Source organism: Nitrospira calida (assembly GCF_976986435.1).
In genome coordinates, this window is the sequence record NZ_OZ335950.1 from 3754509 (window position 1) to 3780998 (window position 26490).

Below are 26490 nucleotides of genomic sequence, written 5' to 3' on the forward strand. Positions count from 1 at the left end.
CAACCGCCGCAACCGTCGATTCCGTCACAACCGAGGAAGTGCTCGTCTCCGCGACCCGCACTCCGGAACCGGCGCATCGGATCCCGGCCTCTGCGTCGGTCCTCACCCGCGAACGGATCGAGCGTTCGCCGTTCCCCGACGGCCATCAGGTCGACGATTTGCTCCGCTACGTACCAGGCGTTCAATCCAGCAATCTCAGCAGTCGCTACAACCATCCGACCGCTCAAGCGATCACCCTGCGCGGGCTGGGAAGCCGGCGCGCCCTGGTGCTGCTGGATGGCGTGCCGCTCAACGATGGCTTCGGCGGCTGGATCAACTGGGGCCTCGTCCCGAACAACCTGGACCGCATTGAAGTCGTGCCGGGCGGCGGATCGAACCTCTACGGCACGTGGGCGATGGGCGGCGTCGTCCATCTGATCACCCAACCGCCGATGGCGGGACCCGGCTTTCGAGCGGAAAGCCAAGCCGGCAATCTGAATTCGTATCAACAAACGGTCTCGGCCCGCTACGGAACCCAGCGAGCCGCGCTCTCGTTGCATTACCGCTGGTTTCACACGAATGGCTTCATCCCCACGCCGGCCGATCAGCGAGGTCCGATCGATCAACTGAACGACTCACGACACGAACACTTCACGGGAGCGGTGTCGGTTGCTCTCGATTCCCGGACGACGCTGACCCTTGCCGGGTCGTTGTTCCGCGAGGACCGTTCGTTCGGCACTCCGCTCAGCCTCGCCGCGCGAACGATCGGCAACGCCGCGCTCGGACTGGAGGGCGAGACGTCCCACGGCGACCGTTGGGAGACGAAGCTCTTCGCCCAGTGGCAGACGTTCCGTAACCTGACATCCCAGATCACGCCGGCCCCGACGGTCAGGCTGAGCGAAGCCCGTGACCGTATCCAGACCATCCCCAGCAACGACTTCGGCGGATCCGTGCAATGGACGGCCCCGCTCGCGTTGCGGCACCGGCTGATGTTCGGAGGCGACGCACGCGCGATCATCGCACAGTCGGAAGATCAGGTGTTCACCGCGACCGGCCCGGCGGGGCGGGCCCTCGCCAAAGGCCAGCAAGTCGGCTGGGGGGTGTTCGGCGAATGGATCGCCGACCTCACCGACTGGCTGACCGTCATCCCCAGTTTCCGGTCCGATTGGTGGAAGAATTTCGACGCGCGGATCGAGTCGACCCAGGGCGCCGTGACGATCCCGCGCGACAACGTGGAGCACGTGCTCAACCCCAAGCTGGCGGTTCACTACCGATTGACGGATCGCCTGCGGACCGGTGCGGCGGTTTATCAGGCGTTTCGGGCGCCGACGCTGAATGAGCTCTACCGCGGCTTCGGCTTCAGCGGGTTCAATTTTCTGCCCAATGAGAATTTAACGCCGGAGCGGTTGCCCGGTGGAGAAGTCAAATTGGAAGGCGACTTCCTCCCCAACCGCAGGCTGTCGTGGCGGATTTCAGGCCACTACGACGAGGTGAAGGGCCAGATCATCTTCGTCACCCAGAGCCCGTTGGCCGCGCAACGACAGAACGTGGGGCGGACGAGAACCTACGGCGGCGAGCTCGATGTGGTCTTCCGACCCGTGGACGGAGTCAGCCTCAACCTCGGCTACGCCTTACGCCGACTCCGCGATCAAGGATTTTCCCGGCAACCCCTTGCGCGTCGGCAAGCGGGTACCAAACGTATCGCGGCATCAGGTGGTGATGGGCCTCACGGCGGGTCATCCCGACTCTATCCAGGCGACGCTGCTGGGCCGGTATCTCTCCCGCCAATATGCGGACGATCTCAACACCCAACCGATCGCCGACTTCATCGTCCTGGACGCCTCGCTCCAGAAACGGATCCTGACGGGCATGACGCTTTTTCTCAACGGCGAGAACCTGGCGGATCGGCAGTACATCGCCACGCAGACCGGCCCGGTCAAAACCCTCGGCGCGCCGCTCTTGGTGATGGGGGGATTGAAGATGGAGTACTAAAGTACGCGAGACCGGTGCACCAGACGATCCGGCTAGTCGCGCCCACCTACCCGTCTCGCGGTCTATTCTGGGTCGCCGATCTGGGCGACTTCTTTTTCCCCGAAGATCGCCGATTCGTGGGTGTAGTGTTTGAACTCGAGAAGGTTGCCGGAAGGGTCTTCCAGAAAGAACGTCCGGTGCTCGATCCTCGTCCCCGGATAGCGCACGCGAGGCTGTTGGTAGAACTTCAAACCCCGGCCTTTGGCCCGATCCGCCAGCGCCCGCCAGGCCTTCTCGTCGGTAAACACCAGCCCGAAGTGCCGTGGGTAAATTCCCTTCTGGTTGGCCGGCGACTCTTTGACGAGATGGGCCACGAGTTGATGCCCGGCCAAGCCGAGCGTCACGGCAGATTCCGATGCTCGCCCCTGCTCGCAGCCAAGCCCGTCCACGTAGAACTTCTTCGTGGCCTCAAGATCGGTGACAGGAAAAGCGAGATGGAAGAGAATTTTAGACACCTGTTGATCCGACGATCCCTTTGATTGATGGACTACAAGCCGAGATTTCATCCATTTGAAGCTTACACCCGTCTTGCGTCACTCATCAAATGATCAGATCGCCAAGTCGCGAATTGCTCACGCGAATTGATCTCTCACCACCGGTTTCCCGGTTCCATTCCAATATCCGGCGGCCATGCGCGGCGTGGTGTGTTTGATCGCAAACCGACCGTCCGGGGAGAGCACCAGCGCGCCGGCCGCGCCACGGATGCGGCTCACGAGCTTCGTGAGCACGACCCGCGCCGCGGCGCCTGGAGCGAGTCCTTCCGCCAATCGATCCGTGATTTCTTTGGCGACGGCGATCCGGATGATGGCTTCACCCAGACCCGTCATCGAGACGGCGCCAGCCCGGTCATCCGCGTAGACGCCGCAACCGATCAACGGCGTGTCGCCGACACGTCCCGGCAGCATGCAATCGATGCCCCCGGTGGAGGCACCGGCTGCGACCGTCCCTTTCCAATCCAGCGCGACCGCTCCCACAGTTTCCCGCCCCGGTCGCCGGCGAGTTGGGCCATCGGTCCCAGCCATCGCCTTGTACAGGCGGAGCGTCTTGGCGGTGAAGGCCGCAGCCAAGCCATGCCTTCGCACGCGGCGGGCCGCAGGCCCGGCCGTTAACTGCCGTTCCAACTTGAAATGATACGCGAAGCGCGTGGCGGGCCGGCCGACGAGCAGGACATGGGAGGTTTCGTCCATCACCAGCCGAGCGGCCGTGATGGGATGGACGATCCGTTCGATCGCCGCCACCGCGCCGGCCCGCAGGTGTCGGCCTTCCATAATCGACGCATCCATCCGCCTGACCCCGTCGAGTTGAACCCGCGAGCCGACTCCGGCGTTGAACAGGCCGGACGCTTCCAAGACGCGGATCGCCGCTTCGACCGCATCGAGGGCGGGCGCCCCAGCGTTTAACAACGCATAGCCGGCTCGAAGTGTTTCGGCCAGACACGAGGCCTGCGCCTCGTTCATTCCACGAAGGCCGGCCCCGCCATGGACGAGGATGATCGGGCGGGAACGAGTCAATTCAGTAAGAGATCTTTGGCTCGACGAAAGGTCGGATCTTGCATGCGGTCCAGATCGGAACGAACGAAGCCGAGGCCCGTCACGCAGAGCTCGAAGTTGTCGGAGAGTTTGCGGAACAGCGGCGGGTCGTTTTCCGACTCGACGTCGCCGAACTGGGCGACAATACCGTACGAACGCTTGCCAGTTTTGACGTAGTCGACCAGGAAATCCGGATGGTAGATCATGCCGGCCGACTTGAGCCGCCGGAGATACTCCGGGAACAGACCGGCCATGAACAGCGTGAAATCGCCGATGTGGCGATGAACCTCCCGTTCACGGTCGAACGAGTGGGCTTCGAGTAGCACTTCGGATTCGAACAACAGCTCGACCACGGTATCGATCGGCTGGCCCTGCCGGTTCCGGATTTTGTAGAGTTGATCGGCATGGGTGAAATCGACGAGCAGATTGGAGACGTACGCGGTGACGTTGAGATCGGGCCAACCCAATTTCTCGGTAAAACTTTTCTCGGTCAAAGCCCCGAAGAGCCGACGTAGTGGGTGATTATGAGGCACCGGACTCCCCATCTCCACCTCCTGGCTACAACACCTGATGATTTATTTTATTTGTAGTATATCAGAGGCCTGTCTGACAAGATGGCGCCCACCTTCTCCGATCCGTATCGCTCCGGTCCGTATCAGTGCCCTGGCTTGGGAACTTGAGCCCGTCGCCCCAGTCACCCGTTCCTCCGGCTGTCCAGCACAAAGGTCACGGGCCCGTCATTGACCAGTTCGACCGCCATATGCGCGCCGAACACACCCGTCTCCACCGGCGTGCCCTGCGCGCGCAGGTCGGCGGCGACCTTTTCATAGAGCGCCCGAGCCAGTTCGGGAGGGGCCGCCCGGTCGAACCCCGGTCGCCGGCCTTTCGCCGTGTCGCCCAACAACGTGAACTGGGACACCAGCAGCACCGACCCGCCGCAGTCCCTCAACGACCGGTTCATCTTGCCGGCCTCGTCAGGGAAAATGCGCAGCCCCAGAATTTTGTCCGCAATATAGCGCGCGTCCGACTCGCCGTCTCCGCGCGCGACGCCGAGCAGCACCAGCAGGCCTGGCCCGATCTTGCCGACAATCGCGCCGTTCACTTCGACGGAGGCCCGTGTGACACGCTGAATAACGGCCCGCATAAATTCCGGCGATGCGGCGATAGGCTAGAGTCTCTCGCCTCGCGCCCTGCTCTGTCGTGCCAATGCCCCTTCCAGCGCCAGCAACCGTCGTTTTAGATACACTCCGCCGGTGAAGCCGCCGAGCGATCCGTCGGAGGTCACGACCCGATGGCAGGGAATGACGAGCGGGACAGGATTGGCACCGAGGGCCAGGCCAACCGCCCGCGCGTATCGCGCGCCGCCGACCCGTGAGGCGACCCACTTGTACGACCGGACGCGCCCATAGGGGATGCGCCGAATCACTTGCCAGACCCGCCGTTGAAAAGCCGATCCACCGGAGAGGTCGATCGGGACATCGACGTCGCGGCGCTTGCCTGCCAAATAGGCCGCGATCTGCGACTGCGCAGTGCGCAAGACCGGTGCGGTTTCCGGCAAGGGGTAAGGGGCGAAGGGTGAAAGGGTTCCGTTAGCGGACGGCGCCTCTTCGCTGAGCGCCTGCTCGACCTCCCGTCGCGATGTCTTCGGCAAAACGACAGTCCGTATCCCGCGCGCCGAAGCGGAGAGCCCGACCCAGCCCCAGGCAGTCCGAAAAATCCTCGTCGCCTGGCGAGAGGTTGCCCGAGTGCTTGTTGTCTTGGCCCGCGCGCCCATCGTCTCTCCGATCGCCTATCCTCTCATGTCTCTGGCCCCTTGCCCAGCCTTCGTTTGACGATCCCCCACAACACATCCAACTCCTCGGAGCGCATCAGTGCGTGAGCGCCGAGATAACCGCTCACGCTCAAGCCAATGCCGACCGCCAGCATCACCGTTTTGGCGACCCATTCGCCCTCGCGCACCCACACCTGCGCCCCAGCGACCCACACACAGGCAAGGACAAGGGGCACGACCGCGATCGCCGTGCGCATGGACGACTTGCCGATCGCAGTCCAGTCCACGCCGCCGAGCCGCCGATTCAAGATCGCCACCAGGACGCCGCCGTTCAGCATTGCGGCCACGGCCGTCGCCAGCGCGAGGCCGGCATGCCGCAACGGTCCCATGAACGCCAGCGACAGCGCCACATTGGCGACCACGGCCGCGGCTGCGGTGAGCGCCGGCGTCTTTGTGTCCTGAAGCGAGTAAAAGGCGGACACGATGATCCGCACACCCGCGAAGGCCCACAGCCCCACCGCGTAGCAGAGCACCGTCGTCGCCGTCGCGGCCGTATCGGCGGCGGTAAACGACCCGTGTTCGAAGAAGAGGTGTACGATCGGCCCGCGCAGCAGGATCAAACCCACCATCGCCGGCAAAATGATGAACAGGATCATCCGCAAGCCGAATCCCAAGGTGACTCGCAGTTCGTCCAGCGCGCCCCGCGCGGCCTGCGCCGAGAGCGTCGGCAGAATGGCGGTCGCAAGCGCGACGCCGAAGATCCCGAGAGGAAATTGAATCAAGCGCATGCCGTAGAACAGGTAGGTCGGCCCGCCGTCGAAAAAGGACGCGAGAATGGTGCTGACGGTGATGTTGACCTGCGTGACCGAGAGGCCCAGCAGCGAGGGCACCATGAGCCGGCCGATCCGCCGGACGCCGGGGTGACTTGGCTGAAAGCGGAAGCCGAACAGCATCCCGCGCCGCCTGAGTCCCGGCAGTTGCATGGCGAACTGCGCGGCTCCCCCGGCCACGACACCGATCGCGACGCCGATGATCGGCTCGGGCAGCGCCGGCGACAGCCACAGCGCGCAGCCGATGATGACGAGGTTGAAGAAGACCGGCGAGAACGCCGGCGCGGCGAAAGCCCGCACCGAATTCAACATGCCCATCGCCAATGCCGCCAGGCTGATGAACAGGAGATACGGGAACATGATCCGGGTCAGCACCGTGGTCGTCGAGAGTCTGGCCGGATCGTCGTGGAACCCAGGAGCCATCAACCAAACGATCCCGGGTGCGGCGGCGATGCCGAGCAGCGTGATGAGCGTGACGACCGTCAGGAGGGTGGTGAACACGGCGCTCGCGAGTTCCCAGGCATCCCGTTTGGTGTGCAGCGCGTGATATTCGGTGAAGACCGGAATGAACGCCGACGACATTGATCCTTCCGCGAACAGCTCGCGGAGCAGGTTGGGGATCCGATAGGCAACAAAGAAGGCGTCGGCGGCCGGCGTGGCGCCGAACAGCCGCGCAAGGACCATGTCTCGGATGAAGCCCAGGACGCGGCTGGATAATGTCGCCGCGCCGATCAGCCCGGCGGCCCGCACGACCGAATGGTTCTCGTCCTGGATGTTCGCCGCGGCGACAACCGTGGTGGGATCAGACATCAACGCGGATTGTAGCGGAACCTCCGCGAGCAGTCCACGCGCTTCACGGTCCGCGATCGACGCGACGACGGCGCGATCGCAACTTCTTCTTGGGTCGCGTGTTTCCGAACGGTACAATGGGGGATGTCTGGTCTCCGTGCGGCCATTGAGGAGAACGTCCATCATGAGCATTCTCATCGTCGATGATTCGTCGGATGAACGGGAGTTGCTGCGGGCCCTCCTCGAGAAAGAGGGATACCGGGACGTCCTCGCCGCCGACTCCGCCGCGGCGGCTTTCCGCCTCCTCGGGTTCGAGGAGCGAAGTGCCGAGAGAGCGCCCGTCGATCTCGTGCTGATGGACCTCCTCATGCCGGAGATGGACGGCCTGGAAGCCTGCAGGCGGATCAAGCAGCGCGACCAGTTGCGGGACGTCCCGATCATCGTCATCACCGTCAAGACCGAACCGGAGGACCTGCGAACTGCCTTCCACGCCGGCGCGATGGACTACATCCGCAAACCGGTCAACCCGGTTGAACTGGCGGCTCGCGTGTCGTCGGCCCTGGCCTTGAAAAGCGAGCGGGAGCGTCGGAAGGCCCGTGAGCGGGAGCTCGTGAGGAGCAATGAAGACCTGCAACGGGCGCTGCGGCAGATGAAGATTCTCCACGGGCTCCTCCCCATCTGCGTCAAGTGCAAGCGCATTCGCAACGACCAGGGCGCCTGGCAGCGGTTGGAAGATTATCTCCATGACCATTCGGACGCCGAGTTCAGCCACGGAGTCTGCACGACCTGCATGAAAGAGTTGTATCCGGACATGTAGGCCGGTCGCGTCTCCCTTCTTCCTACGCCTCCCGCTGGCGCCGGCGAAATGCTCAGCTCAGCCATGCGACGATCCCGGCTCCGATCCACCTTGTACGGCGCGATCGCCTGTGCGTCATTGGTCGCCGGATGCGCGGGCTCTTCCGATCCGGCTTCGGACTGGGAACGGGACCATGCGAAAGCGTTGGAAGCGCGACAGGCCGGCCGCTATACCGAGGCCGAATCCCGTCTTGTGGCGGCATTGAAGGCGGCCGAACGGTTCCAGCCCGATGACCCGCGACTGCTGATCACCCTGACCGATCTCATCGAGCTCTACGACACGCAGGGGAAGCCCCGCGAGGTGGAGCCGCTCCTCCGACGGGTGCTGGCCGTCACCGAGCGCACCCAGGGGCCGGCTCATCCGCAAGTGGCCGTGGTCTTGCACCGCCTGGCGAAGCTGAATCACCGTCTCGGCGAGTATGCAGCCGCGGACTCATTCTACCGGCGGGCGCTGGCCGTCCATGACAAGGCGCTAGGACCGACCCACCCCGATACTCTGGTGATCGTCTATGAGTATGCCGCGCTCCTGCGCGAAACCAACCGCGCCAACGAGGCGGATGCGTTTCTAGCGGCGCGGGCCAAAACCGATAAAGGGGCGGCGGCCCTGCCGATCTGTCCGGACTGACGCGAGGCGGAACGGAAGCCGTTCCGCCTCCCGGCGCAGGGTCCTTCATGTGTACGCACGCCGCTTGCTTCCGGACTCCAACGCCCGCACTTCTTCGGCGGCTCGCCACCCGCTTTCGACGGCGCCGTTCATGTAGCCTTGCCAGCGCTCACTGGTATGTTCGCCGGCGAACAGAATCCGCCCATGGGGTCTCGCCAGCCACGCCCGCAATTCCGGGTCATATCCAGGATCGAAGTACGCATACCCACCCTGCGCCCACGGATCTTTCTCCCAGCAGACCAGCCGGGACGCCAGCAGCGCCGTCTTTTTCGCACCGAGCCAAGCCAGGGCTTCGACGAGAGCCTCGATCCCCCGCTCGCCGACGAGTTTGAGGGTCTCCGCGCTGGCCGATCCGCCCGCCAGCAACGTCAGAATGCCAGCACGGCCACGCTGCTCTTCGTTGCCATCCCAAACCGCGCCGATCGGCAGATCCGTCCCAAACGCGCGCGGGCGCCCGCGCCGCCGCCAAAACGGTCGCTCGAACTGCAGCAGTGTCTTCGTCGCCCGCCCGTATCGCAGGGCCGCGCAGGCCTTGCGTTGAAGCGGAGGCAGCGGGGGCCTGAAGACAATGCGCCGCATCGCCGTGGCGGGCAGGGCGACGATCAGATAGTCGGCGGTGAGTTGAATCCGCTCGCCAGCGGAGCCGCGGACGGCGACCCGCACCCGATCCCGGGTTTGCGTGGCCGCCAGCAGCGTCGTCCGCAGGCAGACCCGCTCGCCGAGCTGCGCAGCCAAGCGGATCGCCAATTGATCATTGCCGCCCTTGATCCGGTAGAATCGCCCGCCGCCCGGCATGTCGGACGCGAGAAGATCCACCAGCGCGAGCAACGAGAGGTGGTCCGGATCGGCGAGGAACAGCCCTCGTAGGCCTCGGATGAGCGCGCGCGTCTCTCGATCGGCTCGGATGTGGTCGAGCCAGTCGGAGACAGACAGGCGGGCCAGGCTCCGCGCGATCGGACCGTCCCATCGACGCTCGGTCAGACAATAGGCCCGGATCAACGGTTGGCAAGGGACGGCGAGTTTGGCCCAGAGATCGCGAAAGGAGGCGGCCGGAATCGGACGGCGGCGGCCGGGACCTCCCTGAACGAATCCGAACCCTCCCTGGAGAATCGGTGCCAGCGAGAGCCCGGTCCGCGCCACGAGATCCCGAATGGCTTCCTGATCGGGTTCGATCAAATCCCCGCCGGCTTCGGCATGCTGGCCTTCCAGGAAACCGTGCCGCAACGTCCACACACGGCCGCCGACACGCTCCCGCGCTTCCAGAACCGTGACCCGTGCGCCGTCGCTGTGCAAGTCCACGGCCGCCGCCAGGCCTGCAAGACCCGCCCCCGCGACAATGACAGACCGGCCGCGCAATCGTGCTTCGGTGGGCATCGACGGTCCTTCGTCAGGCCTCTTGAATCAGCTCGTTGGACAACTCGTTGGGGTTGTCGCCGGGACCGGCCGGACAGAACCGGGCCAGCACCTCTCCGCAGCGAGCGATCGCCTCGCACAGCGCCTCCGTCGGGCGGCCTGCGCGGATGCCGTCAACGAGGCCCGCCACGATCCGATCCCAGGTGCCAGGGGGCACCCGGTCGTTGATTCCCTTGTCCGCCAGCACGTGCACACGATGCTCGAGCAGCGAGACCAGAATCAGAATGCCGGTGCGGTCCTTGGTCTTGTGGAGCCCGTGCCGATAGAAGGCCTGTTCGGCGCGGAGGCGGACTTTCATCGCCATCCGTTCCGGCGATGTGAAGAGCCGAATGACGGCGGGAAAAGTTCCCGCCCATTGGCCCATCGCGTACGCGCCAACGACGGCGAACAACAGCCAGCCGGCGTTGGCCGCATGCCAGCCCCACGGCGCCCATTTGCTGTCGACCACCAGGAGCACGGTCAGCACAAGCAGCGCCGAGGCCAACCCGACCCGATAGCCGACGTCACGATAGCGCGCAGAAGCGGGGACGATCATTGGCACGATCTCGCCGCGCGTTGTGCGTTCCGCCGCCCGCACGGCGTTTCGAATCTTGTCGAGATCTTCGGCTGAAAAGCGAATCATCTTACCAGTCCCCAGAGGCGCCCCCGCCGCCGAAATCCCCGCCGCCGCCGCTGAACCCGATCTCGCCGGCGGACCCGATCGCGTCGCCGCCAAAGGCCATCGGCGGTCCCCAGTCGAAGTCGAACCCGCTGCGCGCCCGGCGGCGCCGGCTGGGCGGAAGCGAGACGAGCCAGAAGATCACCGCAAATGTCGCCAACGCGGCGAGTACGCCGAGCAGGAAACTCACCGACTGGGCGATGAAGAACGAGAAGACGCTTCCCAGCAGTCCCCTTGCGCTCTGACGGCGGGCGCTAAGCAGCAGCCCGACGACGGTCCCCACCAGCACGGCGAGCAGCAGCGTGAGGATCGCCGAGGAGCCGGCCACGGTCGGCGGAGCAGACTGGCGTGTCGGGGCGGTATAGGTGCCCTCGATCGTGCCCACAATCGCCCGCAGCCCCGCCGCGATTCCACCTGGAAAATCGCCCGCCCGAAACCGCGGGACGATTTCCTCCCGGATGATGCGCGACGCGCGCACGTCCGTGAGGACGTCTTCCAATCCATAGCCGACTTCGATCCGGACTTTCCGCTCACGCATGACCACGAGCAACAGCACGCCGTTGTCCGTTCCTTTTTGGCCAAGCCTCCAGGTCGTCACCACCCGGTGGGCATACTCTTCGAGCGGTTCGCCCTCGAGGGACGCAATCGTGAGCACCGCGACTTGGTTGCCGGTTTTGGCTTCATGGACTTCCAGCTCGGCCGACAGCGCGGCGGCTAGATCCAGAGGCAAGAGGCGCGCCTGATCCACGATGCGGCCGGTGAGCGGCGGGACGTCAAGACCGAAAGAGGGCTCGGCCGAGAGGCAGATCAAAAGCAACGCGAAGGTTGAGCAAACGACCGCAGTGACAATGATCCCTCCCTGGGTCGTTCTCTGACTGCTCCTCGGTCTCAACCTGTACCTAAAACTTGACGTCGGGCGGTTTCGCGACGGCCTTTTCGTCCGCCACGGTGAAATTGGGCTTGACGTCGAGGTGAAGGATGTACTTGGCGGTCAGATTGGTCGGGAAGAAGCGCACCGCCTTGTTGTATTCGGCTACCTTCTCGATGTATCGCTTGCGGGCGACCGCGATGCGGTTCTCGGTGCCCTCGAGTTGGCTCTGGAGATCGCGGAAATTTTCGTTGGCCTTCAGGTCCGGATACTGCTCCACCACGGCCAGCAGGCGCGCCAGGGCGGAAGAGAGTTCCTGCTGCGCGGCCTGGAACTTCTCAAACGCCGCCGGGTCCCTGAGCGCTTCCGGAGTGAGCTGGAGGCCGGCGACTTGCGCGCGCGCCCGCGTGACGCTCTCCAAGGTCTCGCGTTCATGGGCCGCATAGGCTTTCACCGTTTCGACCAGATTCGGAATCAGGTCGGCTCGGCGTTGATACTGATTCAGCACCTCGCTCCAGGCGGCGTTGGTCTCCTCGTCAAGTCCTTGCAACTCGTTGTACCCGCAACCCGACAGGATCAGCAGGGCTCCCGCCAGTGCGACCATCGACATCCCTCGCCGTGCGTTCATGGGCCAACTCCTCTCTTGTCTTGACGCGCTATCCGAGATAGACACGGTCCCGCTGTGATCAAGTCCCTGCACCATCCGGGGCCGTCATCGTGCCAGCGCAGGAGCCCTCGCGCCGGCCGCTTCCCTTCACCCGTTCGCCCGCGCGGCCTGCCCCACGCTTCTCGCCTGAACGAAGGCCAGCAGCCGTTTGTCTTCCTGGGCCTTGCGGAGAAACTTAAAGGCGATTCCCCGCGGACTGACCGATCGGACCATGGCGGCGAGTTCGAGGGGCGGCTCTCGCTCATCGAGCGCGATCTGCAGATAGAAAATATCGTCAACATGGACTTGCGTGTCGCTCTTAATGATACAGCCGCCCATGGAGATATCCATGACGGTGCCTTCGCCGCGCACCCGCCCGCCCGAAAACGAGAGGAACAAGCGAACTGGAATACGCAGATGCTCCCGCCGGTCGATTAGATGCTTGGGATACTCCCGCCCGAGACGGGCCGCCAAGAACCGATGGTTGCAGAACTGGCAGCGGAACGGGGACACGAAGAGCAGGCTGGCAAGGTATTCCCACACCGACCGACAGCGTGACCGGAGCACGCCGTCCTTTCCACAGTGGGGACAACGCAGCGGCGGGGTCATGGCTCAACGATTCCGATGGTCACTCGTCCCGGCCGCTCGGCCGGCGAGACGGAGGAGTCCGTTGCCGCCTTCCTGGGGATCGCCGGTAAGGCCCTTCACCGATAAATGATCGTCAAAGTCCTGTCAAGCGGAAGCGTCGGTTCTGCAACCGAGGCGGTGAGTCTCCGGAAGAGCGAGGAACGCGAGCCATATCAAAGGGAAATGCGGGTGGGCGCCTGCGCGGAAGGGGAAGTGCCCCGCATCGCGTCGAGAATCCGGCGCGCGCGAGGGTCATCACCGATGCGGCCCACATGGAGCGTGACCTTGGACTTCTCTGCCGAAAATTCCTCAGCCATTCACTCACACCACGGTCCAGGAGAGAGCAAACCTCTCAGAGCGTCGACCAAGAGACAGACCTGCAGTTGCACACTCCGCGCCCTGAGTGTAAGTGTACAAGACCTCTGCTCGGCGTCTGGAACGACCATGACCCCCCGTGCGAAACGCCTCGGTTGGCTTGCAGGACTGGTGATCCTGGTTGTCGCCTGCGATCCCGACGTGCAAATCGTCAGGATCGCCGCACAGGATTTTCGTTTCGACCCGGCGGAAGTGCGGGCTCCCGCGGGCAGACCGCTTCGCCTGAAAATCGTGAACGAAGGCCGAGAGCCGCACGAATTCGCCGGTCCCATCTTGTCCGATCTGCGGATTCGCCTGACCATGGATTCGTCCTCAGACGCCGTCGCTCGTCCGGACGGGATTCGAATTCTGCCCGGCCAGTCCCTGGAACTCACGCTCCGGCTGCCTCCGGGCGCCTATCCGTTTCATTGCCGAGTCCGCGGGCACAAAGGCATGACCGGGATCCTGCTCGTTGAGGAGCCCTTATCTCATTGAAAGCGCGAGCCCTTCCCACCATCATCCGGCGCCTCGTCGTCGATCTCCAGATTAGACACTTTTAACCTACCCTTAACATCGCTCTAATCTTGCGATGTTAGCCTCCTAAGCGTGAGGACGGGCCCCGAGGGGACCTGGGCACAACCCAAGGAGGTGGCTGCCATGACCTGTGAACGTTGCCAGGGGCTGATGGTAGAGGAATGGCGTCCGGACTTCTCACCCGAGTCCTATATCTGGCGGTGCATCAACTGCGGGGCGATCACTGATCCGTTGATCGAGCACAACCGCTTGTTGAGCCAGCGCATGGTCAAGCAGCCAACCTTGAGCGCGGCTTGAGATGACGGATCGGGGCCGGCGACGAACGCCGTCGGCCCTGCCGAAGACCTCCTCTCTGCGTGGACATCGCGCTTCTGGAAAGACCGAACTCCTCTCCCGACACGATAGTGCGATCCGAGGAGTCCTTCGCTCCCCTGAGCCCGATGTCCACTTCTTTTTTTCTTTCCGCCAAACCGCGCCGGCCGATCGCCTCTTGCTCGTTCAGGACTTGCAGCCAGTCAATGCGGGACGTGCGAGAGGGAGAACTCCGCCCACAGAAAGGTGTGATCCGAAGGATCCTTCGCGCGCCGCGGCGCGATGTCCACGTCCGCCTTGACGCACGTCGCGGCGAGCGGCGCCGTGGCCAGGATATGATCGATCCGCCACCCCTTGTTCGCCTCCAGCGAACTCGGCGCCCGATAGTCCCAGAACGTGTACTGTTGGCGCTCCGGATAGAGCTTGACGAACACGTCCTGCCATCCCCACTTCACCGCTTCCTCATACGCCTTCCGCGCGTCTTGGTGATAGCAGACGTGTTTGAGATGTTTTTCCGGGCTATGCACGTCGATCGGCCTCGGCGCGACGTTCATGTCTCCGCACCAGATAGCCGGCTGCTCTGGCGACAGATGCTTGGCGAAGTAGCGACGGAGCCGGTCGAACCATCGCAATTTATAGGCGTACTTCGGCGAGTCGATTTGGTATCCCTGGGGTACGTAGGTGTTGATGATCGGAATGCCACGGACGATGACTCGCATGAGCCGTGAGTCGTCCGGATCTCCGTTGTCGTCGAACCCGTAGAAGACCGCATCCGGCTTGGTGCGACTCAGCACCGCTACGCCGTTGTACCCCTTGATCCCGCGAAAACTGACCGCATAGCCGGCTTCCGTCAGCGCCAGCAGCGGGAATTCTGCATCCTGCACCTTGGTCTCCTGCAGGCACAGCACGTCGGGTTTGTGCCGGTCGAGCCAGTCCAGGACGATCGGTAAACGTTTCCGGATCGAGTTGACGTTGAACGTGGCGATCTTCATGCACCGATCTGCTAAAAAACAGGAGTGATTGGATAGCGCGCGGGAAGATGGCCGCGGCGAGCGTTCATTTCTTGGCCATCGCCGAGAGATACCCCCGCAGGATCGCCTGTTCGATGCGCGACCGGCCGCGGGCCGGCGCCGGGAAACGCAGGTGCAGGTTGATGCGGCCCGGCTCGGGGATCTGCACAATCACGCGCGGGTCCAACGACGGCGCTTCCAACAGGTTCTTTTCCTCCAAAGATTGCATGTGCCGCTTCGCGTCTTCGAGATACGGCGCGCACTCGGCTTTGGCGACCTCCAGCAGAACCTGTTCCGCTTTCTGCCACTCGTCCTCGCTTCGCAACGGAACCGTTGTCACATGCAACACATACTCCTCGGTGTAGGTCTCATTGACCAACGGATGGGTGAAGAGAAGACTGTTGGGGAAGACCACGGCTCGACCGGTGGAAAGATGCGACGCCTGACCCGGCCCGATCTCCAACAGGGTCGTCGCAAACAGGTCCTGATCGAGCACGATGCCGCGATACCCGGCGATCTGAATGCGATCGCCCACCGAGTACGCGTTCGCTCCTGCACGCAACGCGGCCCCGCTGACGCAGAGGATCAGTTCCTTGGTGGCCAGGACCAGCGCCACCGCGATGGCGACCAGGGACACTGCAAAGGCCTGCAGCTCGTGGGCCCAGATGAAAAACAACCCCATCACGAAGACGAACGCGACCGTGTTGCGGACGGTCACGATCCATCGCAGCTTGGAGTCCGTCGAGATGCGGGGATTTTTGGTGATGGACCGAACCAGGACGGCCCGCAGGATCAGAAGGACGAACAAGAGAGCCAGCGATTTCGCAACGTCGGCCAGGAAGGCACTGTCGAGGTTCGGAAACCATTGTTGGAGGAGACCCATAATCAAATCATTCAGGCAGGGCGATTCAGCGAACGAGAGGGCGACGGCCGCCTGCCGCGGCGAGCGTCTCCTCCTATTGCGACGCCGCTTTCTCGTGGTTTCTCGGCACGCAATCTTCCCGTCTCCAACTCTTCAAGACCTTCGCTTCGTCAAAGGTGAGGACATAGCGGTAGCAGTAAAGCGTCTCACGCGCACCCTCGCCGCCGCCCTTGCCGATGAGTGCGGCGGCCTGCTGGGTCACATTCAATGCTCCCCTGGTCATGGTGTCGAGGCTCCAGGGACGCAACTCCTTATCGCTCATGGGAAACCGATAGGTCCACACACTCTCGCCGCCCAGCACGGGGGTCTTGGCAGTATGAGGTGGCCCGAGCTTCTCGGCGATCTCTTCCTGGGTGAGCCGGTTGATCCCCCGTTTCAAATAGGTGTCACGCCATGGCCCTCCACAGGCGGCCAGGATCAGGCACAGAAAGGGAATGAAGGCCCACAGGGCCACCGGCCAACTCGCTCGCTTCACTGGTTTGCTGGATCGCTGTCGCGTCATGGCGTGTTCGAATCGTGTTTCTCCCTCATCCGTCGAAGCGTGCAGTACAGGGCGTACCCCTGCGCCATCATGCCGGTCACGAGCAACCCCAGGGCGGTTCTGAGCCAGATGGAATCCGGATGTTCCAATCCGTGCATGCCGCTGACGAATCCCAGGGCGATCGCGACAACGCCGACTGAACGGGCGATCGCGGCGCGTTGCCGAAAGTGTCGCTTTGGCTCTTCATCCATGGCGCGGCCGCGCCGGTACGCTACACCGGGTGCCTCCCGGACTTCAACCCAGCGGCTTGGCCACGGACGCCCGGCTCTGCCTGCTCCGGATCGCGGCCGCCCGCTCTTCCAGTTTCACTGCCTCTTCCTCTCGCCGCGCCTTCCGCAGCAGAGCGGCATAGTCCTCCAGACTTTTGGCGACATCGGGGTGGTCCCCCCCCAGAGCCTTTTCTCTGATCGCCAGGGCCCGCTGATACAGCGGCTCGGCCTGCGCATAATGCCCCTGGGCCATGTGCAACCTCGCCAGGTTGCTCAAACTCAAGGCGACATCGGGATGGTCCCGACCGAGGACTTTTTCCTTGATCGTCAGGGCCCGCTCGAGGAGCGGCTCCGCCTGAGCGTATTGACCGTGCATCCGGTGCAGCACGCCCAGGTTATTGAGCGTCGCTGCCACGTCGGGATGTTCTTCCCCGTGCACGTCCTGGTAAATCTCGAGCGCTCGGAGATAGACCGGTTCCGCTTCCACATATTTGCCCTGCGCCGCATAGACCTGCGCTAACTGACTCAGCGTGACGGCGACGCGGCGATCCTTGCGCCCGAACGCCTCAGCCTTCACGACGGCGGCGGCATAAATGCGCTCGGCCTCGGCGTAATCGCCGCGCTGAATAGCCCGGTGGCCGGCCTGCATGGCGGACTCCCAGGTTTCCTGGGCGCAGGCGGACAGAGTGCACGCCAGCAGCCAAACCGCGTAAAACAGAAACGCCGTGCTCGGTCGCGCGCATAATGCGAGGTTCTCCATAGACACGAACAACGCCTTTTCCGCTCGCTGCCTTCGGGCAGACAAGGATCCTTTTTTGAGAACGGCGCGCCTCGCTTCCGGCGAGCATGGTACACCATAGTCAACCCCGGTCGCTATCGCTGCTCGAAGGACAAGCGCTAGAGGTCATCGGGCGCACCGGCGCCCGGAGACGGACGAGAGATTCGGCTTCTTTCGCGCGCCGGACGGAGAGTGCGATCCGTCGGTCAGGCCGAAGACGATGTTTCTCGAAACGGTGCGGTGGAGGGACGGTTGGCGCTTTAAGTTCAATGGCTCACAAATAGCTCCAGCGAGAGAAAGTCGCAGCCTGACCCCGGCACACACCCGCCTGGTCGATGACGGTCCAGACGACGGCGTGCTCGACCAGGAACCGGCGGCCGCTGCGGGAGATACGCACGCCTCGATAGTCGTCGATGTAGCCCCGTGACGCCGCTTCGGCGAGCATGCGTTCCCGCTCGGCCCGCTCGCCAGGCTCGGCCGTGAGCCGCGACGGAGTCTTTGTCAACTGCTCCCACGTATATTCCCAGAGGTCTAAGGCCGCTTGGTTTCCATAATTGAGGACCGGATCGTCCTCCGTCCCGTGTGAGACAACCACGAACGGGGCCGTGAACAAGGCCCGCGCCTGATCCTCCGCCGTGCCCACCCGCTCCAGTAACTCGCGTCCGGTCCACCGGTAAAAACTATCCAGCAGCAACCGGCACCAGTTGATGAGGGCAGGCGATCTCCACTCCAGAGCAGTCCCCATGGTCGCCGTCTCGCGAACCGAAAAAGCGATGGGCGCGTGAGCCCTGGCGCTCACGCGGCCGTCGTACGTAGCACGCGCAGAGCGGCGGATTCAACACCCTGTCACGTTCCGCTCTTGCGGAGCTGCCGCACAAACAACGGCTGACCGTTCTTGCCCACCAGGGTCATGACGAGGTCTCCGCGCTTCATGAAGACCTGGTGCTCTTCGTCGTTCCGATCCTGCGTAATCGCGACGCAATGCCAAGTCTCCGCTGCGGCCGCGGCTCCCTTGGCCCGCACCGTCACCAGGCCGTCACGCTCGAAGCCGTACGTCACGACCGCCGGAATCGCCTGGAACATCTTGCCGGGATTTTCCCGGAACGGCTTGGGGGAATGCGCCGATTTCATGTTCCCGTCGGCAGTGAACTGAAACACCTGATACGGGAGCAGATAGGGCGCATTCGGGTCCTTGAACTCATAGGGCGTTGTGTACTTCACCAGGTGCCACGTCCCGACGAGATCATGGGCCTTGCAGAAGCGGGAAAAAGGGTTGCCCGCAGCGGCCCGTCCGGTCGCCGGCTTGGTCGCCCGACTCTCACCGGCGCCGGCGAACGCCGGTATCAACAGGACACCGACAAACAAAACAGCTATCGTCATTCGTGTTCGCATTGCCACTCCTCCCTTCGGTCCCGCCAGCGACCGATCGTTCGCTGGCCGTCGCTATCAAAAATAGCAAACGAATCTAAGCCGTCGGAAAATCAGGGCGAGCATTGAATCAGCCGGGCTCGGCGGCCGAACGGAGTCTGGACCGGGGAACAGGCGGGCTGGGTAGAAAGCGCGCGATCGCTGAACGATCCGGGCAGCCCACGGGCGCCGGGTGCACAAGACGACTTGACGTCGAGCGGCTCCGATGCGCACCATCATGGAGCCGCCGTCGGCGGTGGCCGCCTTGCGGCCACGACCACGACCTGCCGTTCACCGTGTTCAGAAGGCAGGAGAAGCGATGCTAACTGTTCGCCCGGCGATGGAGAAGGACTTCGACTCCATCCTCGAGATCCAACGGGAAGCCTTCGGCGAGTACGCCGGACTCTACGCCACCAGCGCCTGGACGACCGAGACCCTGGACGACCTGAAGCGGGACGCGCAGGAGAAGAAGATTCTCGTCGCGGAATGGGAGGGGACCGTGGTCGGCTCGGTGCGCTTCTGGGTGGTTGGGGGCGTCTGCGTCATCCGGCTGCTATCCGTCAAGCCTTCCCACCAAGGACGTGGGATCGGTCAGGCGCTGATGAGGGAAATCGAGCAAAGGGCGACGGGCGCCCACAAACTCTACGTCTGCACGATGCTCCGCACCTCCCGCAACGTGCACCTGTTCTTGAAGCTCGGGTACCGGCCCGAGTCGCTGCTGCCGAACCATTACAACCGGATGGACATGATCTGCTTCGCCAAGTATCCCCAAGGCCTATAACCGCCCGGCCGCCGCTTCCAGACTCTGCGGTGAAGCTGCTATACTACCGTTCTCGTTGCTTGATCGGTTCGCGTGTCGAGGTTTTTCATATGTCCGGCAAGACCCTCTTTGAAAAGATTTGGGATGCGCATGTCGTGCGGCAAGAACCGGACGGCACGACCTTGCTGTACATCGACCGGCATCTGGTCCACGAAGTGACTTCGCCGCAGGCCTTTGACGGCTTGAGACTGGCGGGTCGCCGCGTTCGCCGTCCGGGGGCGGTGCTGGCCGTGCCCGACCACAATGTGCCGACTACCGACCGCCGCTTCGGGATCGCCGATCCGGTCAGCGCAAAACAGATTCACACGCTGGAGAAGAATTGCAAAGAGTTCGGCATCACGCTGTTCGGCATGAACGATGTGCGCCAGGGCATCGTCCATGTGATCGGGCCTGAGCAGGGCTTCACGCTTCCTGGCATGACCATTGTCTGCGGCGATTCTCACACTTCCACACACGGCGCGTTCGGCGCGCTCGCCTTCGGGATCGGGACCAGCGAAGTGGAACATGTGCTGGCGACCCAGTGTTTGGTCCAGAAACGGCCGAAGACGATGGAAATCCGGGTGGACGGGAAACTCTCAGATCGCTGCTCGGCGAAGGATGTGATCCTGGCGATCATCGGCAAGATCGGAACGGCGGGCGGCACCGGTTACGTGGTGGAGTACACCGGCTCGACGATCCGCGATCTGAGTATGGAAGGCCGCATGACCCTGTGCAATATGTCGATCGAAGCCGGGGCGCGAGCAGGCATGGTTGCACCGGATGACAAGACGATCGGGTACATCGAGGGGCGGCCGATGGCGCCGAGGGGCACCCTATTCCGCCAGGCCGTCGAGGCCTGGCGCCGGCTGGTGACCGACCCCGACGCGGTGTACGATCGGACGGTCCTCCTACAGGCCGAGGATATCGCTCCGCAAGTGACCTGGGGCACCAGCCCCGGCATGGTGGTCGGCGTGGACGGCAGAGTGCCGGACCCGAGCGAGATGCCCGACGAGAAAACCCGCAAGGCCGCCGAACGGGCGTTGGAATACATGGCGCTCAAACCCGGCACGCCGATCACCGAGATCCGAATCGACAAGGTCTTTATCGGTTCCTGCACTAATTCCCGCATCGAGGATCTCCGGCTGGCCGCCGGTTTTGCCAAAGGCAAGAAGGTGGCGAAAGGTGTCCACGCCATGGTGGTGCCCGGGTCTGGGCTCGTGAAGCAACAGGCCGAGCAGGAAGGACTTGACCGGATCTTCAAGGATGCCGGTTTCGAATGGCGGGAGGCGGGCTGCAGCATGTGTCTCGCAATGAACGCCGATGTGTTGCAACCGGGCGAGCGCTGCGCCTCCACCAGCAACCGTAACTTCGAAGGCCGGCAGGGGGCGGGCGGCCGCACCCATCTGGTGTCGCCGGCGATGGCCGTGGCCGCCGCGATCGAAGGGCACTTTGTGGACATACGAAACTGGCCATGACCTGGAGTGCTGAGTGAGGAGTTGATCGAGCCGAACTCAGAACTCAGCACTCACAACTTATAATATTTATTGGACTTTGAGGATGCAGCCTTTCAGGACGCACACCGGCCTCGTCGCCCCGCTGGATCGGGTCAACGTCGATACCGATCAGATCATCCCGAAGCAGTTCCTAAAGACGATCGAGCGGACAGGACTGCGGGAAGGCCTCTTCTACGATTGGCGGAGAAAGCGCGACGGCTCCCCAGACCCCGACTTTTTCCTCAATCAGCCGCGATATCAGGGGGCGACGATCCTGCTCACGCGCGACAATTTTGGTTGCGGTTCTTCGCGGGAACATGCGCCCTGGGCGCTGCTCGATCAGGGCTTCCGTTGCATCATTGCGCCCAGTTTTGCCGACATTTTTTACAACAACTGTTTTCAGAATGGCATCCTGCCGGTGGTGCTCAAACCCGACGAAGTGCAGGCGTTGTTCCAATCCGTCCTCGCCCGGCCCGGCTATCAGATCACCGTTGATCTTGCCGCGCAGACCGTCACCACTCCAGAAGGCGCGCGTTACTCTTTCGACGTGGATCCCTTCCGCAAGGACTGCCTCTACCGAGGACTCGACGCCATCGGCCTCACCTTGCAGCACGAGCCGGCCATCGCCGCCTACGAAGCCCGTCGCAAGACCGAGGCGCCCTGGCTATTTACGGATCTCTGACCTTCGAGGCGCCGACGGCCGACGAGCCCATGAGCCATCTTTTTATGGATCGCGCCGTCGCCGAAGGAGCCGAGCGAACATCCTTCACCTGGGAACCCAATCCCGATGCAACGAGAACTTGACCTGCTCCTAGACACGGTTCGGCTCGCCGGGACACGAGCTCTCGAACTGGCGCGCAACGGGTTCGACACACACCGGAAGGCCGACCGGTCCCCCGTGACCTCGGTGGACCTGGAAGTCAATCGGCTGTTGCAAGAAAGGCTGCTAGGAGCCTTCCCAGACGACGGCTGGCTCTCGGAGGAAACGCCCGACAGTCCGGCCCGCTTGGAGAAGAAGCGGGTCTGGATCGTCGATCCGATCGACGGCACCAACGCCTTCATCAAGGGGTTGCCGGAATTCTGCATCTCGGTCGCTCTGGTGGAAGGCGATCAGCCGATCGTTGGCGCCGTCTTAAATCCCGTGACGAATGAACTGTTCACCGCCGTCCGCGGACAGGGATTCCGGCTGAACGGAAATCCACCACCACCGGCGAAGCCTGCCGGGCGACCGGTCATTCTGGTCAATCCCTGGGAACTCTCGACCGGCCGGTTCGACTCTTTGCGGGAAGTCGCTGTGTGCCGCCCGATGCACTCGATCGCCTATGCGTTAGTGCTGGTGGCTGCGGGGCGGGTCGACGCGGCACTCACGTTCGAGCGCGAGCATGAATGGGACCTGGCGGCCGGCGTGCTGCTAATCCAAGAGGCCGGCGGAACCGTGACGGACGGAGCCGGCAAACCGTTCCGTTTCAACCAGCCGCGGCCGTCGATGCAAGGCACAGTGGCCGTGGCACCCGGGTCGGCCGGGCGAGTGGAGGTCCTCATCCACAGGCTGATGGCTCTGCAACGCAGCAAAACACGGACCTAATCCTCCCTTCCCGCTTCATGAACGCGCAAATAAGTCCAGCACCATTCTCCGATGCGGAATGCCTGCGTCCAGGAAGACCTCGCCGATCGCCCGAAAGCCTTCCCGTTCGTAGAAGCCGATCGCCTGGGTCTGCGCGGCCAATTCGACCTTCGTGAGGCCGCGCTCACTCGCAACCTTGAGCAGCGCCCGGAGCATTGCCCGACCCACGCCGCGGCCTCTCCATTCCTTCAACACCGCCATGCGGCCGATCTTGCCCTCCGGCTGCAGGCGCGCGGTGCCGATCGCGATGCCGCTGTCATTCCGAGCCAGGATATGGAGACAAGCCGGGTCGAGGCCGTCCCATTCCAACTCCTCCGGCACGCCTTGCTCGCGCACAAACACGAGTTCGCGGATGCCGCGAATGATGGATTCCAATTCCTCCCATGTGACCAGCGTGATGCACGGTTGGAGCGGAGTCGCCTTCATGAGGAATCCTGCACCTGGATATCCGGCAAGTCGCGGTGTGCGACATTGAATCCCGCCCGGCTGATGCCGACCCGGGCGTCGCCGAAGACCTGGCGGAACGTCTTGACGACCTCGTCAAACGGTGCCAGCCCGGTCCAGGCGTTCCACCCGTTGGCGTTCAGCAGCATCGGCAATTTCGTCTGCTTGGTCCGCTGTCCCTCGCGACTGCCGTCGCCGAGGAGATAGTGATCGAGGACCACACGGTCGCAGGCCGCTTCGAGTTGTCGCGCGAAGGTCAATGGATCGTCCAGCGGGAGCAGGGGACTCACGGCGGCCACGGTGAGGAGTCCCGCCTGCCGTAGGGCGCGGAGAGCCGCGATCCGCGCGGCCGGCAGGTAGGCATGACGGGGGAACGGTGGCGGCAAGGCCTCCTTGTCCGTCTCCACCGTGATATTGATCTCCAGCCGGCACCGTTGGCGCAACGCGAGCAGGAGAGGGAGATCCTCGATGACCAGCGGAGTATGGGATTGGATTACCAGCCGATCCGGCGGCCGCGTGAGCATCTCCTCCAACAGGCGGCGCATCCGTCTCGCCGTGCGCTCCTGCGGCGGATAGGGCTCGGTCACGCTGGAGAGAAAGATCCGAAGGGGCTTGGGTTCGCCGCGGACCGGCTGTTTCAGCCGATTGTACTGGGCCCGATAGGCCTCCACGAAGCCAGTCTTGACGTCCAAGAAGCGTCCCCACACGCGGCCCAGCGTGTGATGCGGATTCCATTGCGCATAACAGTAGAGGCCGCAGAGCGAGTTCCCCAAGGCGCACCCGCGGTACAAGTTGATCGTATGGGTGAAACCCTCTCCCAGATAGCCGCCGGTGGGATTCAGAATGGTTCCGGTGGGAATCTCCCGAATCTGCATAGCCACTCGCCTCCGTCTTGCCGCGCCGGCATGGGAAATCGGCTGGCCTATGGTACTATCACATGATCCGTCTTCATAGGGAGGGCGACACGCATGCGTGTCGCGGTAATGGGAACCGGACTCCTAGGTGGGCCGATTGCCGAACGGTTCAAGGCGACCGGCCACCAGGTCGTCGTGTACAACCGTACTCGGGCCAGGGCTGAGCCCTTGCGCGAGCTGGGAATCCAGGTCGCCTTGCAACCGAAAGAGGCCGTTCGAGCCGCCGAGTGTATCGTGCTCGTGCTGGCGGACGCGGCGGCGATCCGGAGCGTCCTGTCGGCCGACCCGGTGAGGAAGGAACTGGCCGGCCGCACCGTCATCCAGATGGGGACCATCGGCCCATCGGAGAGCCAGACGCTGAAAGAAGAGGTCTGTGCGATCGGCGGCGACTATCTTGAAGCGCCGGTCTTGGGAAGCATCGCGGAGGCCAAGGCCGGGACGCTTCAGGTGATGGTCGGCGGCAGCCAGGAGCAATTTGTCCGGTGGGCGGACCTATTCCGGTCGCTGAGCCGCGAACCGCGATTGATCGGCCCCGTCGGCAAGGCAGCTGCGCTCAAGCTGGCGCTGAACCAGTTGATCGCCGCCCAAATCGCCGCGTTCGCTCTCAGCCTGGGATTCGTGCAGCGGCAGGGGATCGACGTGGAAACGTTCATGGCTATTCTCCGCGAGAGCGCGCTGTTCGCGCCCACCTATGACAAGAAACTCCCCAGATTGCTCCATCGCGAGTATGCCAATCCGAACTTCTCGACGCGACACTTGCTCAAGGACGTCGAGCTCTTTCTGGGCGAGGCGAAGGGCTGCCGGCTCAACACGGGCAACCTGGACGGGATTCGCAGCTTGTTGCAGAAGACGGTCGGCTTGGGCCTGGCCGAGGCGGATTACTCCGCCGTGTACGAGGCCGTGAACCCCGCTCAGGGGAATGGTGCGTGATTCGGGGACCTTTCGGCATGGCCGATCAGCCCGTTGAACCCCACATCTTCATCATCTTGGGCGCGACCGGTGATCTCACACGGCGCAAGCTCTTGCCCGCGCTGTACCGCCTGCGAGATCAGGGAGTCCTGGAAAAGCGCAATACCTTGATCGTTGGCGCCGCGTTGCCCGAGATCGGGGAAGAGGGGTTCCGGCTCTGGGCATTCGAGGGATTGCGCAAAGCAGGCTGGCCGAGCGACAAAGCATTGCGCGCATGGTGCGAGGAGTGTCTGTACTATCACGCGCTGCCCACCGGGAATGAGCAGGATTATGAAGCGCTAGCGGCCTACGTGCGCCGGCTGGAGCGGATGCACGGGTTGCCGGAAAATCGCGTGTTTTACCTGGCCTTGCCTCCGGCTGCCGTGCCCGACGCGATTGAAGGGCTAGACCACGCCGTACTCCTCAAGAGTCACGGCTGGGTCCGGGTCGTGGTCGAAAAACCGTTCGGCCATGATTTCCACTCCGCCCGTGCCTTGAACACGCTGCTGCACCGGTACCTGGAAGAGCCCCAGATCTATCGGATTGATCACTACTTGGGGAAAGAGACGGTGCAGAACCTCCTGGCGTTCCGTTTCGCCAACCCGATCTTCGAATCGCTGTGGAACCGCAACACGGTGGAGAACGTGCAAATCACGGTTGCGGAAGACATCGGGGTCGAACACCGCGGAGCCTACTATCAACAGGCCGGCGCGCTCCGCGATATGGTCCAGAATCACCTGACCCAGCTCATGACGGTGGTCGCGATGGAGGTGCCGGTCTCCTTCGAGGCCGGCGCGATTCAGGCGGAACGCTTGAAAGTGCTCCATTCAGTGTCACCCATTGCGCGGGAGGACGTGGTTTTCGGGCAGTACACCGCCTGGCAGATCGCGGGGCATACGATCAAAGGCTATCGCGAAGAGGCCGGAGTGCCGGGAGATTCGCTGACCGAAACCTACGTGGCGCTGAAAGTCGATATCAACAACTGGCGATGGAAGGGCGTGCCATTCTACCTTCGGACCGGCAAGCGGCTGCCGCGCAAGTTGACCCAGGTCGCGGTGACTTTCCGTGAAGCGCCGACGCAGGTGTTCCGGTCACTCGAACCGGGCAGTATCGCTCGCAACAAACTGGTCATCACGCTCCAGCCCAGCGAAGGCTTCTCCCTCTGTTTCTCAGTCAAAAGTCCGGGACGGCCATTCCGCCTGGCCGACCATGCGCTGCATTTCGACTATGAAAAAGCCTTCGGCCAACTGCCCGAGGCCTACGAGACCCTGCTTCGCGACATCATGATCGGCGACCAGACACTCTTCGTGAGCGCAGAATTCACCGAAACGGCCTGGCGCCTGTATGACCCCTTGCTGCAAGGCGAGAAGACTATCCATTTCTACACCGCCGGCACGTGGGGCCCCAGCGAGGCCGATGAATTGGTGGCGCGGTACGGGCATCAGTGGCAGTTGGGATGGTGAGAGGGCTCGCCCCTCATTCCTCCGGTGCGCCGACGCAACCGCCGGCAACACATTGCCTGGCGGCAGTGACGATTCATC

Annotated in this window: 32 protein-coding genes and 1 pseudogene; 12 read left to right on the top strand and 21 right to left on the bottom strand. The window is 63.4% G+C overall.

All coding sequences use genetic code 11. The features are described 5' to 3' along the window. Window positions 1–38: 38 nt before the first annotated feature. A pseudogene (locus ACWHTU_RS18315) lies at window positions 39–1562 on the top strand (TonB-dependent receptor plug domain-containing protein); the annotation flags it as partial. Next, complete coding sequence (locus ACWHTU_RS18320; RefSeq protein WP_447860845.1) at window positions 1561–1971, top strand: TonB-dependent receptor domain-containing protein; 411 nt, start codon at window positions 1561–1563, stop codon at window positions 1969–1971. The pseudogene ACWHTU_RS18315 and the gene ACWHTU_RS18320, both read left to right, overlap by 2 nt. A gap of 62 nt (window positions 1972–2033) precedes the next feature. Here ACWHTU_RS18320 and ACWHTU_RS18325 read toward each other — a convergent pair whose 3' ends face one another. The 6 genes from ACWHTU_RS18325 to murJ form a co-directional block, all read right to left on the bottom strand. Further along, a complete protein-coding gene (locus ACWHTU_RS18325) occupies window positions 2034–2516 on the bottom strand; it encodes a VOC family protein (protein ID WP_447860846.1) in 483 nt (160 codons plus the stop codon). Between the two features lie 66 nt (window positions 2517–2582). Continuing rightward, a complete protein-coding gene (locus ACWHTU_RS18330; protein ID WP_447860847.1) occupies window positions 2583–3521 on the bottom strand; it encodes an isoaspartyl peptidase/L-asparaginase family protein in 939 nt (312 codons plus the stop codon). Then, window positions 3518–4084: a hypothetical protein gene (locus ACWHTU_RS18335; RefSeq protein WP_447860848.1), complete on the bottom strand. Its 567-nt coding sequence runs from the start codon at window positions 4082–4084 to the stop codon at window positions 3518–3520. The genes ACWHTU_RS18330 and ACWHTU_RS18335 overlap by 4 nt, the downstream gene beginning before the upstream one ends. A 149-nt stretch (window positions 4085–4233) precedes the next feature. Then, the gene (gene dtd, locus ACWHTU_RS18340; protein ID WP_447860849.1) at window positions 4234–4683 is read right to left on the bottom strand and encodes a D-aminoacyl-tRNA deacylase; all 450 of its coding nucleotides are present in this window, start codon (window positions 4681–4683) and stop codon (window positions 4234–4236) included. A gap of 24 nt (window positions 4684–4707) precedes the next feature. Further along, a complete protein-coding gene (locus ACWHTU_RS18345) occupies window positions 4708–5190 on the bottom strand; it encodes a methylated-DNA--[protein]-cysteine S-methyltransferase (RefSeq protein ID WP_447860850.1) in 483 nt (160 codons plus the stop codon). Between the two features lie 146 nt (window positions 5191–5336). Further along, entirely contained in the window at window positions 5337–7115 is a 1779-nt protein-coding gene (gene murJ, locus ACWHTU_RS18350) for a murein biosynthesis integral membrane protein MurJ (protein ID WP_447860851.1), read from the bottom strand. On the opposite strand from murJ, the gene ACWHTU_RS18355 reads away from it, so the two are divergent. Continuing rightward, a complete protein-coding gene (locus ACWHTU_RS18355) occupies window positions 7114–7746 on the top strand; it encodes a response regulator (protein ID WP_447860852.1) in 633 nt (210 codons plus the stop codon). The genes murJ and ACWHTU_RS18355 overlap by 2 nt on opposite strands. A 63-nt stretch (window positions 7747–7809) precedes the next feature. Further along, window positions 7810–8409: a tetratricopeptide repeat protein gene (locus ACWHTU_RS18360; RefSeq protein WP_447860853.1), complete on the top strand. Its 600-nt coding sequence runs from the start codon at window positions 7810–7812 to the stop codon at window positions 8407–8409. A gap of 45 nt (window positions 8410–8454) precedes the next feature. On the opposite strand, the gene ACWHTU_RS18365 is transcribed toward ACWHTU_RS18360, so the two are convergent. The 6 genes from ACWHTU_RS18365 to ACWHTU_RS18390 all read right to left on the bottom strand — a co-directional run bounded on the left by ACWHTU_RS18365 (window position 8455) and on the right by ACWHTU_RS18390 (window position 12977). Further along, a complete protein-coding gene (locus ACWHTU_RS18365) occupies window positions 8455–9822 on the bottom strand; it encodes a flavin monoamine oxidase family protein (protein ID WP_447860854.1) in 1368 nt (455 codons plus the stop codon). 13 nt (window positions 9823–9835) lie between these two features. Continuing rightward, window positions 9836–10483 carry a TPM domain-containing protein gene (locus tag ACWHTU_RS18370; RefSeq protein WP_447860855.1) on the bottom strand — a complete coding sequence of 216 codons (648 nt, stop codon included), beginning with the start codon at window positions 10481–10483 and terminating at the stop codon, window positions 9836–9838. Between the two features lies 1 nt (window position 10484). Then, a complete protein-coding gene (locus ACWHTU_RS18375) occupies window positions 10485–11330 on the bottom strand; it encodes a TPM domain-containing protein (RefSeq protein ID WP_447860856.1) in 846 nt (281 codons plus the stop codon). 88 nt (window positions 11331–11418) lie between these two features. Then, window positions 11419–12015 (bottom strand): LemA family protein, encoded by a 597-nt coding sequence (locus tag ACWHTU_RS18380; RefSeq protein WP_447860857.1) that lies wholly within the window; start codon window positions 12013–12015, stop codon window positions 11419–11421. 126 nt (window positions 12016–12141) lie between these two features. After that, a complete protein-coding gene (locus ACWHTU_RS18385; RefSeq protein WP_447860858.1) occupies window positions 12142–12642 on the bottom strand; it encodes a PilZ domain-containing protein in 501 nt (166 codons plus the stop codon). A gap of 191 nt (window positions 12643–12833) precedes the next feature. Further along, window positions 12834–12977: a hypothetical protein gene (locus ACWHTU_RS18390; protein WP_447860859.1), complete on the bottom strand. Its 144-nt coding sequence runs from the start codon at window positions 12975–12977 to the stop codon at window positions 12834–12836. A 127-nt stretch (window positions 12978–13104) separates the two neighbouring features. On the opposite strand from ACWHTU_RS18390, the gene ACWHTU_RS18395 reads away from it, so the two are divergent. Beyond that, window positions 13105–13509 carry a cupredoxin domain-containing protein gene (locus ACWHTU_RS18395; protein WP_447860860.1) on the top strand — a complete coding sequence of 135 codons (405 nt, stop codon included), beginning with the start codon at window positions 13105–13107 and terminating at the stop codon, window positions 13507–13509. Window positions 13510–13671: 162 nt separating this feature from the next. Further along, window positions 13672–13845 carry a hypothetical protein gene (locus ACWHTU_RS18400; RefSeq protein ID WP_447860861.1) on the top strand — a complete coding sequence of 58 codons (174 nt, stop codon included), beginning with the start codon at window positions 13672–13674 and terminating at the stop codon, window positions 13843–13845. A gap of 218 nt (window positions 13846–14063) precedes the next feature. Here the strand turns inward: ACWHTU_RS18400 and xth are convergent, their stop codons facing one another. From xth to ACWHTU_RS18435, 7 genes are all read right to left on the bottom strand, one after another. Next, complete coding sequence (gene xth / locus ACWHTU_RS18405; RefSeq protein WP_447860862.1) at window positions 14064–14852, bottom strand: exodeoxyribonuclease III; 789 nt, start codon at window positions 14850–14852, stop codon at window positions 14064–14066. 64 nt (window positions 14853–14916) lie between these two features. Then, window positions 14917–15753 carry a mechanosensitive ion channel family protein gene (locus ACWHTU_RS18410; RefSeq protein ID WP_447860863.1) on the bottom strand — a complete coding sequence of 279 codons (837 nt, stop codon included), beginning with the start codon at window positions 15751–15753 and terminating at the stop codon, window positions 14917–14919. A gap of 73 nt (window positions 15754–15826) precedes the next feature. Beyond that, on the bottom strand, window positions 15827–16294 hold the full coding sequence (locus ACWHTU_RS18415; protein WP_447860864.1) for a hypothetical protein: 468 nt from the start codon (window positions 16292–16294) through the stop codon (window positions 15827–15829). Next, window positions 16291–16524: a hypothetical protein gene (locus tag ACWHTU_RS18420; RefSeq protein WP_447860865.1), complete on the bottom strand. Its 234-nt coding sequence runs from the start codon at window positions 16522–16524 to the stop codon at window positions 16291–16293. Before ACWHTU_RS18420 ends, ACWHTU_RS18415 begins: the two co-directional genes overlap by 4 nt. Before the next feature lie 43 nt (window positions 16525–16567). Further along, window positions 16568–17302 (bottom strand): tetratricopeptide repeat protein, encoded by a 735-nt coding sequence (locus tag ACWHTU_RS18425; RefSeq protein WP_447863395.1) that lies wholly within the window; start codon window positions 17300–17302, stop codon window positions 16568–16570. A 292-nt stretch (window positions 17303–17594) separates the two neighbouring features. Next, complete coding sequence (locus ACWHTU_RS18430) at window positions 17595–18065, bottom strand: MEKHLA domain-containing protein (protein ID WP_447860866.1); 471 nt, start codon at window positions 18063–18065, stop codon at window positions 17595–17597. A gap of 101 nt (window positions 18066–18166) precedes the next feature. After that, window positions 18167–18712 (bottom strand): hypothetical protein, encoded by a 546-nt coding sequence (locus ACWHTU_RS18435; RefSeq protein ID WP_447860867.1) that lies wholly within the window; start codon window positions 18710–18712, stop codon window positions 18167–18169. A 334-nt stretch (window positions 18713–19046) separates the two neighbouring features. Between ACWHTU_RS18435 and ACWHTU_RS18440 the strand changes: the two genes are divergently transcribed. The 4 genes from ACWHTU_RS18440 (at window position 19047) to ACWHTU_RS18455 (ending at window position 22604) form a co-directional block, all read left to right on the top strand. After that, complete coding sequence (locus ACWHTU_RS18440; protein WP_447860868.1) at window positions 19047–19508, top strand: GNAT family N-acetyltransferase; 462 nt, start codon at window positions 19047–19049, stop codon at window positions 19506–19508. Window positions 19509–19597: 89 nt separating this feature from the next. Beyond that, window positions 19598–21001: a 3-isopropylmalate dehydratase large subunit gene (gene leuC / locus ACWHTU_RS18445; RefSeq protein ID WP_447860869.1), complete on the top strand. Its 1404-nt coding sequence runs from the start codon at window positions 19598–19600 to the stop codon at window positions 20999–21001. A gap of 82 nt (window positions 21002–21083) precedes the next feature. Further along, window positions 21084–21701 (top strand): 3-isopropylmalate dehydratase small subunit, encoded by a 618-nt coding sequence (leuD, locus tag ACWHTU_RS18450; protein WP_447860870.1) that lies wholly within the window; start codon window positions 21084–21086, stop codon window positions 21699–21701. A gap of 105 nt (window positions 21702–21806) precedes the next feature. Beyond that, window positions 21807–22604 carry a 3'(2'),5'-bisphosphate nucleotidase CysQ gene (locus tag ACWHTU_RS18455; protein ID WP_447860871.1) on the top strand — a complete coding sequence of 266 codons (798 nt, stop codon included), beginning with the start codon at window positions 21807–21809 and terminating at the stop codon, window positions 22602–22604. A gap of 15 nt (window positions 22605–22619) precedes the next feature. Here ACWHTU_RS18455 and ACWHTU_RS18460 read toward each other — a convergent pair whose 3' ends face one another. Next, complete coding sequence (locus ACWHTU_RS18460) at window positions 22620–23069, bottom strand: GNAT family N-acetyltransferase (protein ID WP_447860872.1); 450 nt, start codon at window positions 23067–23069, stop codon at window positions 22620–22622. After that, window positions 23066–23962 carry a hypothetical protein gene (locus tag ACWHTU_RS18465; RefSeq protein WP_447860873.1) on the bottom strand — a complete coding sequence of 299 codons (897 nt, stop codon included), beginning with the start codon at window positions 23960–23962 and terminating at the stop codon, window positions 23066–23068. The genes ACWHTU_RS18460 and ACWHTU_RS18465 overlap by 4 nt, the downstream gene beginning before the upstream one ends. Before the next feature lie 93 nt (window positions 23963–24055). On the opposite strand from ACWHTU_RS18465, the gene ACWHTU_RS18470 reads away from it, so the two are divergent. Together ACWHTU_RS18470 and zwf are read left to right on the top strand one after the other, a co-directional pair. Continuing rightward, window positions 24056–24931 carry an NAD(P)-dependent oxidoreductase gene (locus ACWHTU_RS18470; RefSeq protein ID WP_447860874.1) on the top strand — a complete coding sequence of 292 codons (876 nt, stop codon included), beginning with the start codon at window positions 24056–24058 and terminating at the stop codon, window positions 24929–24931. After that, on the top strand, window positions 24928–26412 hold the full coding sequence (zwf, locus tag ACWHTU_RS18475; protein WP_447860875.1) for a glucose-6-phosphate dehydrogenase: 1485 nt from the start codon (window positions 24928–24930) through the stop codon (window positions 26410–26412). The genes ACWHTU_RS18470 and zwf overlap by 4 nt, the downstream gene beginning before the upstream one ends. The last annotated feature ends 78 nt before the right edge of the window (window positions 26413–26490 follow it).